Source organism: Burkholderia sp. 9120, assembly GCF_000745015.1.
GTDB lineage: Bacteria > Pseudomonadota > Gammaproteobacteria > Burkholderiales > Burkholderiaceae > Paraburkholderia.
Genome location: NZ_JQNA01000002.1, coordinates 3,373,231 through 3,386,334, shown reverse-complemented (window position 1 = coordinate 3,386,334; position 13,104 = coordinate 3,373,231). Strand labels below are relative to the sequence as shown.

Annotated in this window: 11 protein-coding genes; 6 read left to right on the top strand and 5 right to left on the bottom strand. The window is 63.0% G+C overall.

Annotated features, from left to right (window positions below):
* The first annotated feature begins 394 nt into the window (after positions 1 to 394).
* Positions 395 to 796, top strand: a complete 402-nt coding sequence (locus FA94_RS39225; protein ID WP_035555713.1) for a hypothetical protein — start codon at positions 395 to 397, stop codon at positions 794 to 796.
* A gap of 187 nt (positions 797 to 983) precedes the next feature.
* Here the strand turns inward: FA94_RS39225 and FA94_RS23385 are convergent, their stop codons facing one another.
* Positions 984 to 2,615, bottom strand: coding sequence for a tannase/feruloyl esterase family alpha/beta hydrolase (locus FA94_RS23385; RefSeq protein WP_408304420.1), 1,632 nt, complete (start codon positions 2,613 to 2,615; stop codon positions 984 to 986).
* Between the two features lie 41 nt (positions 2,616 to 2,656).
* Positions 2,657 to 3,790, bottom strand: coding sequence for an OpgC domain-containing protein (locus FA94_RS23380; RefSeq protein ID WP_035555710.1), 1,134 nt, complete (start codon positions 3,788 to 3,790; stop codon positions 2,657 to 2,659).
* A gap of 402 nt (positions 3,791 to 4,192) precedes the next feature.
* Here FA94_RS23380 and FA94_RS23375 point away from each other — a divergent pair, with 402 nt between their 5' ends.
* From FA94_RS23375 to FA94_RS23365, 3 genes are all read left to right on the top strand, one after another.
* The gene (locus FA94_RS23375) at positions 4,193 to 5,410 is read left to right on the top strand and encodes an acyltransferase family protein (RefSeq protein WP_081936069.1); all 1,218 of its coding nucleotides are present in this window, start codon (positions 4,193 to 4,195) and stop codon (positions 5,408 to 5,410) included.
* Between the two features lie 189 nt (positions 5,411 to 5,599).
* Positions 5,600 to 6,394: a sulfite exporter TauE/SafE family protein gene (locus FA94_RS23370; protein WP_035555707.1), complete on the top strand. Its 795-nt coding sequence runs from the start codon at positions 5,600 to 5,602 to the stop codon at positions 6,392 to 6,394.
* 106 nt (positions 6,395 to 6,500) lie between these two features.
* Positions 6,501 to 6,758 carry a hypothetical protein gene (locus FA94_RS23365; protein WP_035555705.1) on the top strand — a complete coding sequence of 86 codons (258 nt, stop codon included), beginning with the start codon at positions 6,501 to 6,503 and terminating at the stop codon, positions 6,756 to 6,758.
* 14 nt (positions 6,759 to 6,772) lie between these two features.
* Here FA94_RS23365 and FA94_RS23360 read toward each other — a convergent pair whose 3' ends face one another.
* Both FA94_RS23360 and FA94_RS23355 read right to left on the bottom strand, forming a co-directional pair.
* Complete coding sequence (locus FA94_RS23360; RefSeq protein WP_035555703.1) at positions 6,773 to 8,677, bottom strand: AAA family ATPase; 1,905 nt, start codon at positions 8,675 to 8,677, stop codon at positions 6,773 to 6,775.
* Positions 8,678 to 9,253: 576 nt separating this feature from the next.
* Entirely contained in the window at positions 9,254 to 9,643 is a 390-nt protein-coding gene (locus tag FA94_RS23355; protein ID WP_231585013.1) for a hypothetical protein, read from the bottom strand.
* A 186-nt stretch (positions 9,644 to 9,829) separates the two neighbouring features.
* Between FA94_RS23355 and FA94_RS23350 the strand changes: the two genes are divergently transcribed.
* Positions 9,830 to 10,864 carry a helix-turn-helix domain-containing protein gene (locus tag FA94_RS23350; RefSeq protein ID WP_035555699.1) on the top strand — a complete coding sequence of 345 codons (1,035 nt, stop codon included), beginning with the start codon at positions 9,830 to 9,832 and terminating at the stop codon, positions 10,862 to 10,864.
* Positions 10,865 to 10,885: 21 nt separating this feature from the next.
* Here FA94_RS23350 and FA94_RS23345 read toward each other — a convergent pair whose 3' ends face one another.
* Positions 10,886 to 12,196, bottom strand: coding sequence for an MFS transporter (locus FA94_RS23345; RefSeq protein WP_051980680.1), 1,311 nt, complete (start codon positions 12,194 to 12,196; stop codon positions 10,886 to 10,888).
* 268 nt (positions 12,197 to 12,464) lie between these two features.
* Between FA94_RS23345 and FA94_RS23340 the strand changes: the two genes are divergently transcribed.
* A complete protein-coding gene (locus tag FA94_RS23340) occupies positions 12,465 to 13,082 on the top strand; it encodes an ABC transporter ATP-binding protein (RefSeq protein ID WP_035555697.1) in 618 nt (205 codons plus the stop codon).
* Positions 13,083 to 13,104: the final 22 nt, after the last annotated feature.

Sequence of the window (13,104 nt, the reverse complement as noted above, 5' to 3'; positions counted from 1 at the left end):
GATGTGCAAGTGGACCGATCACGTGCCTTGATCTGAATCGGATTCTTTTACTTCAGCGGTCCAAATATCTTGGAAAAATAAGGTAACTATTGCCTTCTCTGAACGTCGCGGCGACACCTGTCGAGCGTCGGCCTGGACGCACTGGCTGCGCCGCAAGGCAAACGTTTGCCTGGGTTGATCTGGGTTTTGCCCGGTACAGATCGCCTCCTTTTTCGTGCCGCCCTGTCCGGTCGTCATTGCTTGGGATAACTACCTTTGCACCCACTCTTGCAGACGTCGCCGGGAACGCCTCATGCGCAAAGATCGGCGTCGCCAAGGCACACCGCTTGCGCGAGATTCATCATGCGAGCGACATCGCTCGCGTGACATTAACCGACTGTGATGGAGGTGGACCATGAAACACATGACCAAGGCGATTTTTGCATCGGCGCTCGTGATGGCGCTCTCGGGTGGGGTTTACGCACAGGCCGGCGGCGCGGGTGCGGGAGCCGGTGGTGGCAACGGAGGCGGTAACGGCATCGGCGCCGGCGGCGGCACGACGGGCGGCGCAGGCGGCACGGCTACGCCGGGTGTCGGTCCGAATTCGATGAAGAACCCGGGTAGTTCGGGCTACGGTTCGCCGGGCGTGACCGGCACCGGTGGCGGCATGGGCACCGGCACGGGAGCGTCGCCGAATAGCGCGCCGATGAACGGTTCGAAGGGCGGCATGAACAACGGGGCGAATATGAACAACGGAACGAATAACGGTATTCGCGGCAATGGCGTCAACGGCGGGACGATGCAGAACGGTCAGTGATGCGTGGCTTGCGTCGCGTTTCTGATTTGATCTGCGGAAGGGGGCGGTGGCGTTCGTGGCGCTCATTAAGGGCGCTGCCGCTCTGTTCACATGGCGTGTGGGGTGCGTAGGGTGCAGGTGGTAATTGCAAACCCTTCAAACCCTCTACCAACCGTTGCAAACGCAAGCACTACGACCCGGCATCACTTCACGGTTCCGAGCACACAAAGCTGCTGGCGAGATTGATACTCCCCTTGCCCACATAGCGAGGAAACAGCGGGTATCGGCACAACGGCCGCGAGCGTCCGTTGGTGGCCGGTGCGATATCGGTCGCGGTCAAGGTTTCGGGCGCCACGCCGCGCGTCACCCAGGCGTCGAGCGCGCCCAGCAGATCCACCGACGGAATGAACACGCCGCTGCCGTGCTGAAAACCCGGCACCATGTAGAGCCGCATGAAACTGTTCACCTGATCGTTGCCGAAGCGCTCATTCAGCGCCTCGTAATACGCGATGGTCTGGTTCGGGCTGATGACTTCGTCGGCGAGACCTTGCAGCGTGATGAGCTTGCCGCCGTGCGCAATGTAGCGCGACAGATCGGGATTCATCGAGCCGATGGTCTGTGACAACGCAACCAGTTGCGCGCGATATTTCCCCGGATGCTGCGGATCGAATCTGAGCGAGTCGAACTCCGCGTCATGCGCGACGAAATAGCGGATATAGCCGTCGCCCTGCGCGAACAGATAGCCGTTGGCGAAGAACGTGGGCACCGGCAGGCGCTCCGATTGATGCGCGAGGCCCAGCATGCCCGTCAGGTGTGTACCCTGAAAGAGGTTGTAGCCGCGATAGCCGCCAACGTCCCACGCCAGCTTGTACGGCAACGAGAGTCCGTCGCGCATCACCAGCAAGGTGGCGAGCTGCGGGTCGGTGAGGCATTCGTCGTGCACCGGCGTGTGCCCCTCGCAGCGTAATGACGCGATGATCTCCGCCTCGTGCTCGCGGCACGCGGCGACGTCGCTGACAATGCCGTCCACCACGCCGTCGAGCTTGTCGCAAACGGCCAGCGTCCGTTGATAGACATGCTCCAGCAGCAACGGCGGAATGAAGCCGCCTGGCGTCGCATATTCGGCCTGGCCGAGCTTCAGGCCGAGCAGACGCACGCCGGAAAAATTGAGCGCGGGCGAATTGGCGATCACGCCGTCGTAGTCGTCGGGATAGCGCTGCATCACGGTGTAGCCTTCACGCCCGCCGGTCGAGCCGCCGGCAAAGTACATGCGCTGCGGCGGCCGGCCGTACGCGCGCGCAATCAAGGCGAGCGCCGTGTCGTGGGTTTTCTTCAGGTGCGCGTAGCCGAAATTCGTCACCGCCTCGTCGACCAGACCAAACACCGCGAGCGACGAATCGCCCACATGCCCCGAGTCGTCGCCGAAGGTCGCATAGCCTTGCGCGAGCGGCGCACGATCCGGTGAAAACGGCATCACGCCGGTGCCGCTCACCACCACCCCGTTATATCCGCCGCCACCAATCTGCAACGCGCGGCCGTTCCAGCGGCGCGGCAAATTCAGATCGAAACGGATATCGGGTGTGGTGGCTTTGAGCGCCTTGATACGGCCGGTGATACGGCAATACTCGCCGCCCTGCTGATTACCGGGTGCGGTGGCGCCCACCATGTTCGCGCTTTCGATCAGCACGCCGGCCGTCGGCAACGCGATCAGTTCAGGCGGCAGCACCGCGCCCGCGAGTTCGGCGCAGCGCATGGCGAGCGGGGCTTCCTTGGGCGCGGCGAGCGCCGGCTGGGCACCCAGCCAAAACGCGGCGGCACCGACCGAGACCGCAGCGGCCAGACGCCGATCACGCGCTCGACTCAACCGGCGCCGCCACGCCATCATCCGCAGCCCGCGCCATTGGCGGCCGCGCGCTGCGGCTGGCGCTTCCAGCCATGCCAGCCGCGCGCGATCATCAGCAGCGCGCCGATCGCGACCAGGTCGCCGCCCAGCCCGATCAGCACGCCGCGAAAACCATGGAACGTGTGCGGCGTGGCCGTATCGACGATCAGCGACACCAGCGTGCCCGCGACGAAACACACCAGCCCGGTGCGGCCGACCGTCACGACGGCAGGCAACCGCTGCGCGAGCCACGCGATACTGCCCATGCGCACGAACTGCGCGGCGAGCCAGGCGATAACGATGAAATTGATCACGCGGTCAGGAGAGAGATTCTGTTTAAGTGCGCCGGGCAAGGGTTGCGTCAGCACGAATAGTTTAACCACGGCGAATGTCAGCACCGCGATCACGGCGAACCGGGTCAGCCAGCGCGAGGTGCGGCTGGTGTGAAAGCGCTCGCTGATCGGCTGCACCCGGCACAGAATACCGAGCACGAACATCAGTTGCCAGGCAAACGGATTAAAGGCCCAGTCGGCCATGTCGTCAATGCTGAAAAACGCGGCCAGCGGCCGCGCAAACGCCCAGATCGCCACGCTTAGGGCAAGCGCCAGCCACCACGAACGGCGCGCGAGCGGCACCGCGAACGGCACGCATAGCGCGAAAATCACGTACATGGGCAGCACACTCGACAGATACGGCTGACGCCGCAGCACCGCGATATCGAACGCTGTGTGCAGCGGCTGCGCCGAGAACGGCGCCCAGCCGGTCAGGTCGACCATCGGCGGATTCAGATGCAGCAGCGCGAGAAGCGCGCCGGACACCAGCGTCAACACCGCCGTCAGCAGATAGGCCCGGTAGATCTCCCAGCACCGTTTGACGAAGCGCAGCTTCGCCGCGCTTTCGCCACGGCCGGCGAGCACCGCCGTGTACGCCGCCGCCGACGCATAGCCGCCGAGAAACACGAACACTTCGGCGGAATCGCACAGTGCGTACGCGTGCAACATCAGATGCGACAACGTGCTGCCCGGAATGTGATCCAGCACGATGACGATCAGCACGACGCCGCGAAAGAAGTCCACTTCGATCGAACGTCCGCCATGCGGACTGCCTTCGGAACGCCCGTGACGGTTTTCCATTCGGCTTCTCTCAGAATGACACGCGCAAGCGGCGCGTAATGACAGACGGCCGGCCGCCGCTGTTGTTCGTAGGAACCCCATGACAATAAAACGTTCCCACCCATGTCGTGCGCCAATCTCCCGCGCGCTGACAAGTGGCCTTTAATCGCAGCGCGCAAAGTGGCGATCTGAAATGCCGCTGTTGGCATGCGGTAATGCAGAGATGTCGTGAATTCAGTTCGCGGCAAGTTTTGCGGCTTCAGGCGTGGTTCGCAAAAGCAATCGGTAATCCGCGCGAAAAATAAATCATCGAATAGGCCGTGCGATTTTTTTCGGTTTTTTTCATCGTACGATGGACTACCTTCCGTTACCGCCCAGTCCGGCTGCGTTGCGCGCGCCGCCTTCGCTCTGGAAGACAATCACATGAACAACCGGATTGCCGGCTTCGACGGACTGCGAGCGATTGCAGTCCTGATGGTATTTTTTCAGCACCGACTATTCGGCGACGCCGGCGAGATCGGTCATCTGGGCGTATGGATTTTTTTCGCGCTCAGTGGCTTTCTGATCATCGGCATTCTGTCGGCGCAACGCACGCGGATCGAAGCCGGCGGCGGCCGTTTCGGCGCCGAGCTCAGGCGCTTTCTGTTTCGCCGGACGCTGCGCATCTTTCCGATCTACTACCTGATGCTCGTGGTGATGAGCGTGCTGATGGCGTTCGGGATCGCGAGTCCGGAACTCGCGAGCGGCATGCCGTATCACTTTGCCTATCTGTCGAATATCTGGATCGGTTCGGTGCTGCATTTCTGGCCCGGGCGTTACTCGCACTTGTGGAGTCTCGCGATCGAAGAGCAGTTTTATCTCGTGTTCGCGCCGCTTTTACTACTGCTGGCCGCGCGCCGGCATCGCGTGGTGTGCTGGGTGATCGTCGCGGTGGGTCTTGTCGCATTGCTGGTCATGCGTGCCGCGCATTGGCAGGAAATCACCATTTACACGCATCCGTTGACCAATTTCTGGCTGCTGGCGTTGGGTGGAATCGGCGGCTTGACGATTGCGCGGAAGCAGAGCGCATTGCGCGCCTGGCTCGGACACGGCGCGACGTTGTTCGGTTTGAGTCTTGCACTAGTGGGCTTGTGCGCGAGCGAGCCGAGGTGGACTCAGTTGGATAATCCGCTTCTCTTCACCGCGATCAGCGCGTGGTACGGCGTTTGTATCGCGGCGCTGGTGTGTTCGGTGGCGTGCTGCCGCAATGCGGTAGTGATCGGCTTACTCGAAACCGGCTGGCTAGCAGGGCTCGGACGCATCAGCTACGGCTTCTATCTCTATCACAATCTGATCCCCGACCTGACCCGCAACCGTCACGCGGCCGCGCTGTTCGGCGGCTCGGTGCCGTTGTGGGCGCACGCGATCGGTATCGTGGCGTCGTTCGCGATTTCGATCGTCATGGCCATGTTGTCGTGGCGCTGGATCGAAGCGCCGATTCTTCGGTTGAAGACCCGGCTTGAGGTGAAGCCGATTGAAGCGGGCACGGTTTCGACTTCGCCGCAAACGCCGGTCGCTTCGGCAACCCGTCGCGAGCGGGCTCGAAGCGACGAATCACGCGATCAAAGCCGCGACACCAACACCGCTTCAGACGCCATTTGACGCAAGCCTGGCTTACGTTTCACTTGCAAGCGACGCGAGCAACGGCGCGGTATCATGCGGCCTCACTGAACGGCTGCTTCCTCTCTTGCGCGATCCGCGGGCATTGAACCGGCCGACCGATAACAACACGCCACTGCCCGCGCGACATCCTGTGATCGTCTGCGCGCGGCCGGCTCGCGGATCTCAACGATGTTCCATTTCAATTTCGCCGACGGCGTGCTCGGTCCGAGCCTGCAGGCGCTAGACTTCTACACGTTGCTGGGTATCGTCGTCGCGCTATTGCTGGGCGGCATGGTCAAGGGCGTGGTCAGCATCGGCGTGCCGCTCGTCGCGATGCCGATTCTCAGCCACTTTCTGCCTATCAAAAGCGCGGTGCTGCTGCTGTCGATGCCGATCATTCTCGGCAATATCCCGCAGGCGCTGGAAGGCGGCAATCTGCTGCCCACGGTGCGGCGCATCGCGGCGCCGCTGGTCGGCACGGTGATCGGCAATATCGTCGGCGTAACCGTGCTGATTTCGCTGGCGCCGCATCGCGCGCAGGCGGCCGCGGGCGCGTTTCTGATGATCGCCGCGCTGTTGCTGCTGGCTACGCCGCGTTTGACGCTGTCGCCGCGGTGGGCGAAGCCCGCCGGGTTCGTGCTGGGTTTCGGTGCGGCTTTGATGGAGAGCATTGCGTCGGTGCCGGGCCCTTTGCTGGCGATGTATCTGATCGCCACGGGCGCCACGGGGAAAGTGTTCACCAAGCAGATCGCGATCATTCTGGTGGTGTCGATCATCACGCTGGTGCTCGCGTTGAGCGGCGGCGCACATGCCAGTTGGACCGATCTGCTTATCTCGGCGTGCGCGAGCGTGCCGGTAATCGTGGGCATGCTGCTGGTGCGGCCGTTGCGCGACCGGCTGCCGCCCACGGCGTTCCGAGCGCTGGTGCTGGTGTTCGTGGTGGCAGCCGCCGCGCAGATGATCTGGAAATCCGGCGTTTTATAGGCTGTTTTTATATCCGGCTTCGAACCGCGCGGGTTGGTTAGACGAATGTGTCTGGTACACGCCTTGCTGACTAATGGGTATTGCCCTTACCAGCAGGAGAGTCGTCGTGACCAACCTGACCCAATTTCCGAACGAGCCCGAACGCCGGGCCGATGAAGACCCCGGCAGCCCGCCTACGGAAATCTCCAAGCCAATCGGCGACGCCATTCCCACGCCCGTCGAGCCCGGCCTCGATCAGCCACTGCCGCCAAAGGGTGAAACGCCTCCGCCAGCCAAAGGCGATGGTGACGACGACGGCAACCCGTTAGGTGAAACCGACACGCCCGCTGGCGTGCCATCGCCGGGTCCGTCCGACTTCGCCTGAAAAGTAGAGACCGGTTAAGCCGCAGCCGGCTCATGCACGATTTTGAGCGTGCTTTTGTGTTCCCGGATCAGCCGGTAAACTGTCTCTCCGGGAACGGTCTCCTGTTCCAGCAATTCGTCGGCGATAGCACGCAGCACGGGTTCATACGCGTGCAATAGCCCAAAGCACAACTCGTTCAATTCCTTGAGCAGCACGTTCGCGTGTTCGATCGCGCTCTTCATTTGCAGGCCCGCGTACTGCGACGGCAGCGCCGCGAGGCTGAACAGATCGCCATCGCGGTTGAAGCCGAACTTCGACACCATGTCGAGACTGATGCGCGAGGCCTCCTGCAAGTCCGACGCGGCCCCGCTCGATGCTTCGGAAAACCTCAAAATTTCAGCGTTGCGGCCGCCGAGCAACACCTGGATTTCATTGCGAATCTCGGTCTCGCGATACAGATGCTTGTCTTGCGCCTTGGTGATCAGCGCGACGCCCAACGCGCCGCCGCGCGGCAGAATCGTGACCTCTTCCAGCACGCCGGTGCCGAGCAGCGCGGCGACCAGGCCATGCCCCGCCTCATGCACGGCAATGCGCGTGCGTTCGTCTTCGCTCAACGCGCGCTCGGCGCCGCTCACGTCGCCGATACGGGCAATCTTGATCGCTTCCATGAAATGCTTCGACGCGATTTCGACGTCGCCGGCTTTGCGCGCGACCAGCCCCGCCTGGTTCACCACCATCGCGACCGTGGCCGGCGACAGGCCGGTAGTGAGTCGCGCGAGTTGGTCGTAGTCGATGTCGGCGGACTTCGATTTCAGCCGCTCCGCGTAGAAGCGGAAAATCTTCGCGCGGTCTTCGCGATCCGGCAAACGGACCTGCACGGTGCGGTCGAAACGGCCCGGCCGGCGCAACGCTTCGTCGAGATTGTCGGGGTGATTGGTCGCCGCAACGATGATGACGCCTTCGTTCGACGCGAAGCCGTCCATCTCCGCCAGCAGTTGATTGATGATGCGGTTGCTCTCCGCTTCGACCGGACCGCCGCCGGTATCGGTGCGTTTGGCGAGACCGTCGGCTTCGTCGATGAAGATCACCGTGGGCGCATTCTTGCGCGCCAGTTCGAACAGATGCTTGACCTTCTGAATGCCGACGCCATAGTACTTCGCACTGAAATAACTGCCCGTGATCGAGATAAAACTCGCGCCGCATTCGCCGGCCAGCGCCTGCGCGAGCCGCGTCTTGCCAACGCCCGGGCCGCCTACCATCAGAATGCCGCACGGCGCGCGCACGCCCATCGACGTGAACTGCTTCGGGTCGGACAGGTAGCCGCGAATATCGGCGAGCGCCGCCTTCGCTTCGCCGGCGCCGATCACGTCGTCGAAGCGCAGCGTGGGCGCCTTGTTCAGCAGCGAAGCGCCGCCGCGCATTTCGCGGCGCATGAACCACACCATGCCGCCGATCAGCAGCAACGGCAGCAGCAGACTAATGGCGTCGCGCACCTGATCGAAAACCGGAATCCAGCGCGACGCCCCCGTGCGAATGTCCGCGTCGGGTAGCCAGACGAGTTGATACGCGGCGGCCTGATTCGAGCTGGGCTCACCGAGCAGCAGCGCGTGCGAGAAAGTCGCGTTGTGGTCGGTGACGAAATACTTCGCCCCGTCGCGCCTCGACACCAGAATCGCACTCGGACTCACGCCGACCGCCGCGACGTTGCCATCGCGAACATCGCGCAGCATTTGCGAAGCGTCTTTCTCTTCGTGAGCCCATGCGGACGGGTCCTGTCGCATCTGTTTCGCGACGCCTGTCAGCGCCGGCACGGCCTGCGCGGTGCGCTGCTGAAAATGCCACACACTGAACGCGAGCAATGCCACGATCAACGCCGCGCCGATCGCCATGGCGGTTCTGCGTGCGCGTTTTTTCTCAAGCGAGTTCTTTCCCGGCTTCATGAGTCACTTCCAAAAACGGGCTCAGGCGAGCCCTGATACTGGCCAAAATCAGGTGGGTAGAGGTTGGCGAGGGGAATCGATCGATACGACACCGTGCATGAATGGAAGACAGGACAACCAATCATGCGTCCCTTTTTGCGCTTCGGACACGGGCTAGTATGCCGTGTCGGCACGCGTTCAAAATCGGGGAAAAAGCCTGTTTCTACCGTCTATCCGGCGATTTCAGGCGGCCGGATTTCGGGGAGCGAACGGCGCCTGTCAAGGCCCGGCGTCCTGCTCCGGCGCACAGTTTATCAGCGCTAAATTTAGCGCGTATTCTGGATACTTACTATTAGTCCGCGCCCTATTTAAAAGCGGTCGAAATTACTGCACGCGTGGATTTTTTATTTATTGGGGCACGGTGCCACGATGGGCGAATGATGGGGTCGATGTGCGACGGGCCTCTTTGGGCCCGTTCGCATCATCGCCACTTTCTCTCAGGTTCCTCGACTTGTACTACCGATGCCCGTGAGCATCGTTTGGTCCCCTACTACACAGCTACTGCCCCCGGTCTTTGCGACTCTGTTATTTCGTAGCTCAGGCGGCCGACCGGTTTTGCCGGCCCACCTGCGCCTCAGTCACCAGCCGCGCAAGCAGCTTCGTGATGCGCTGCCGCTGGCTGTTAATCAACTCGTGGGTTTCTTCCAGCGCACGAATGCGCTTTTCCCAGTACTCGTGGTCGAGCGTGTGCTGCGCGCCGGACGCGTCCCCACGCGTCACAAACTCCACCACGTTCTCAAGATGCTGCAATTGGCTGTCCACCAAACTGGACGGACGCAGACCGCCGCGTTGCGCGGAGGATTGCCTGTTCGTGCCGCTCATCTTTCGTTCCCCGTGAAATGCCAGCCGGCAAAGCATGGACCTCGCGCCCATTGCGCCGCGTATGGCGGACGGCGCTTTCTTCACGCGCAGCTGCGGTTCCAGCACGGGGCAACGGTCGATCAATCTGCCGCGCCATCAGCGAAAACGATCTGCATCTAATCATGTGACGATAAAGCAAAATTTTTGACACGCTTTACCATACGTCTCAGTTTTGGCCGACGGTGTGCAAAAATACGTGCTCGCCGCCGTCTCCCCGCCGGAAATGCTTTTCCCGTTCGCAGCAAGCTATTCATGAATCAGCGCTCCTTGCCCCCGCATCTGGCCGCGGCCGCCGCAGCCGATTCGCGCTCGTCGATTTCCACGAGCCGTTTCAGCACGCGCGGCGTCGCCACGCAGAAGCAGGCGTTGGCGTGGCGCGAGCGGGTGGGGCACGTGGTCGACGCGCCGCCGTCGAAAGAACAGATTGGCCGCGGATTTCGCGGCGAAATCGATCTGTATGCGGTCGGCGGCATGGTGTTTACCGACTGCCGCACCGATTCGATGCAGTTGGAGCGCTCGGTCGCCCGCGTCTCTACCGACACACGACGCGATTACGTGTTTCAACTGTTCGTGGAGGGCGAAGTCGGCCACGTCACCGGCATGCAGAAGAAACGCAGTGCCACGGGCTCGGTACAAGGCATCGTGGCGTTCGACCTGAACCAGCCGTTTCGCGCCGACCGCCCGGCGTCGCGCCTGCTGAGCCTGTTCGTGCCGGCCGCGCTCGTCGATCAGGAGCTGGACGGCCCGGCCATTCACGGCCGCATCGTCGAACAGGGCTCGCCGCTGACCGGCCTCGTACTCGACCATATGACGGCGCTCGCCCGCGAAATACCCACGCTCGACCCTGCCGGCGCGATCGAAGCCTTGCAGGCCGGCGGCCAGTTGCTGGTGGCCGCGTTCGGCAAGCACGCCCGGTTGACCGGCGCGAGCCGCGCCGCGCTGCAGACCGCGGTAATGGCACAAGTGCGCCGCTACATCGACAAAAACCTGCACCAGAGCGAGCTCACGCCCACCAGCGTGGTTCAGGCGCTGCAATTGAAACGCGCAACGATTTATCGCTGGTTCGAGCACGAAGGCGGGTTAGGCGCAGTGATCCGCAACCGGCGGTTGCGCGAGGCGGCGGACGAACTAGTCCGTTTTCCGGGCCTTCAGATCGCGGAAATCGCTTACGGGCTCGGTTTTCAGAGCGCGTCCGACTTTACCCGCGCGTTTCGCCGCGCCTTCGACATGAGTCCGCAGGACATGCGCCTGCGCGCGCTGGACCTGCAACTGCGCAACGCGGCGTAGCGTTCATCCGTTCACCGGCCATCAGGCCGACGGTTGCGACGGGCAGGCGCTGCACGCGCCGCGCGTCGCCGGCTCGGGAAAGCCCTTCAACGCGGCCAGCGTCAGCAGCGTCGCCGCCATCAGATACCACGCGGGCACCATCGGATCGCCGGTCCGGTTGATCAGCCAGGTGACGATGAACGGCGAAAATCCGCCGAACAGCACCACGCCAAAGCTGTAAATCACCGCTAGCCCGGCCGCGCGCCTGTGCACAGGCAGCGCTTCCATCATCAGCACCGAACTGGGGCCGGCATTGTTAACGGCCAGCGCGACGTAAGTCGTGATGATTGCCAGCGCAACCAGATTGGCCGCGCCGTGGGTCAGTGCCCAGAACGCCGGCCACGCCAGAACGAGCGACGCCGCAAGCGACGCGTATTGCAGCGTCTTGCGGCTCGCGAGCCGGTCGGCTGCACGCGCAAAGAGCGGCGTCACCACGAGAATCACGAGGCCGGACAGGCAGGCGGTCCACAGGCTGATCGCCGGCGGCCGCTGCAGTGTTCGGACCAGGTAGGCCGGCATGTAAAACACGGTAAGGTAAATCCCCACCGAAGGCGCGGCCATCATCAGCAGCCCGCAGACCAGCGCACGCGGATGCTCGGCGAACATACGCGCCGGCGAGAGCCGCGCGCGTTTCTGCGGCGCGGCCGCCGGCATGCGGCGGCGCAGATACCAGCCGACCGGGCCGATCAGGCCGCCCAGCACGAACGGAATGCGCCAGCCCCACGCGTGCATTTCCGCGGGCGACAGCAGCATCGTGGCGCTCGCGCCGACCAGCGCGGCGGCGAAGGCGGCCGCGCCCTGGCTCGCGCCGCGCCAGCTCACCATGAAACAACGCTGGCGGTAAGCGGCCGATTCCATCAGCGAAGCCGACGCGGGACCGATCTCGCCGCCCGCCGCGAGCCCCTGCATCAACCGTGCGAGGACCATCAGCACAGTCGCGGCGGGCCCGATCGACGCATAGTCCGGCAGGCAGGCGATCAGCCACGTGCCGAGCGTCATAAGCGTGAGCGAGACCGTGAGGCCCGCTTTGCGGCCACGGTTGTCGGCAATATGGCCGATCATGATCGCGCCGAGCGGACGCATCACGAAGCCGGCGCCGAAGGTGGCGAGCGAGAGCAACAACGACGACGCGGGGCTATGCGACGGAAAGAACAGATTGCCGATTATCACGGCGGAGAAGCTATAAACGGTGAAGTCGTACGCAACGAAGCCGTTGCCGATCACGATGGCGGCGACGATACGCCGGAGTTCGGCACGGGATGGCGGAGCCGTTTTGCCGGCAGCAATTTGCATGAGGTCGGGTGGACGGAGTCGTCGGGAAAGTCAGGGAAGGCGGAAAACAAAGGCGAACTTTACTTCTTTAACGGCCAGACCTTGCGCAACTTTACACCGCGTGAAGCGATTCGCCGTGCCGCGCCGGCAAGCGTTCGCATACCCACGCGCCCGTGCCGTCCGCCCGCGCTGCTAAACTTGCGCCACGCCGGCTACACCGATTTCATGAAGAGACCGTGCGGCCCGACACGCTGCGAAGCCCCCTTCTTCTCCGACTCCGTTTTAATCCATGCTCCGATTCGACAACCTCAGCAAGCGCTACGGCGAACGCGTCATTTTTCAGGGACTGCACTACGAGAGTCAGGCCGGCTGCGTCGCGTTGAACGACGAATCGGGCAGCGGCAAATCCACGCTACTCGGCGTGCTGGCCGGCACGATCGAAGCCGATTCGGGCGATGTCTGGATGGGTGGTCACGCGCTGCGCAGCGCGCGGCTTGCCGCTCAAAACGTGCTGACGTATGTGCCGGAAGACTGCATGACGTATCCGGATCAAACCGGCCGCGCGTATCTGAACGACGTGGCAACCGCGAGAAAAACCACGGTCGGTGCCACCGCGCTGGATCTGGCGGACCGTTTCGGACTGACGCCGCATCTCGACAAACGCTTCGAGCAGATGTCGTTCGGCACGCGCAAGAAGATTTTCCTCACGGCGTCGGTGTTGGGTGAAACCAGCGTGCTGATTGCGGATGAGCCGGTCGGCGGACTCGATGCCTCCGGGCGTGCGGTGCTGGTGGAATTGTTCACCCTGCTGGGCGAAACTCGCACGGTGTTTTTCTCCAGCTACGACACGGTTTTTACCGAAGCTTGCCAGGCGGCCAGCATTCATTTTTCCGACCTGGCGGGTTAGGCGGGGCGGAAGTCCAACGGTG

Excerpts from the sequence above, each read along its gene's own strand:
- FA94_RS23370 (WP_035555707.1), top strand. The coding sequence starts at position 5,600 with ATGTTCCATTTCAATTTCGCCGACGGCGTGCTCGGTCCGAGCCTGCAG.
- FA94_RS23345 (WP_051980680.1), bottom strand. The coding sequence starts at position 12,196 with ATGCAAATTGCTGCCGGCAAAACGGCTCCGCCATCCCGTGCCGAACTC.
- FA94_RS23360 (WP_035555703.1), bottom strand. The coding sequence starts at position 8,677 with ATGAAGCCGGGAAAGAACTCGCTTGAGAAAAAACGCGCACGCAGAACC.
- FA94_RS23350 (WP_035555699.1), top strand. The coding sequence starts at position 9,830 with ATGAATCAGCGCTCCTTGCCCCCGCATCTGGCCGCGGCCGCCGCAGCC.
- FA94_RS39225 (WP_035555713.1), top strand. The coding sequence starts at position 395 with ATGAAACACATGACCAAGGCGATTTTTGCATCGGCGCTCGTGATGGCG.
- FA94_RS23380 (WP_035555710.1), bottom strand. The coding sequence starts at position 3,790 with ATGGAAAACCGTCACGGGCGTTCCGAAGGCAGTCCGCATGGCGGACGT.
- FA94_RS23340 (WP_035555697.1), top strand. The coding sequence starts at position 12,465 with ATGCTCCGATTCGACAACCTCAGCAAGCGCTACGGCGAACGCGTCATT.
- FA94_RS23375 (WP_081936069.1), top strand. The coding sequence starts at position 4,193 with ATGAACAACCGGATTGCCGGCTTCGACGGACTGCGAGCGATTGCAGTC.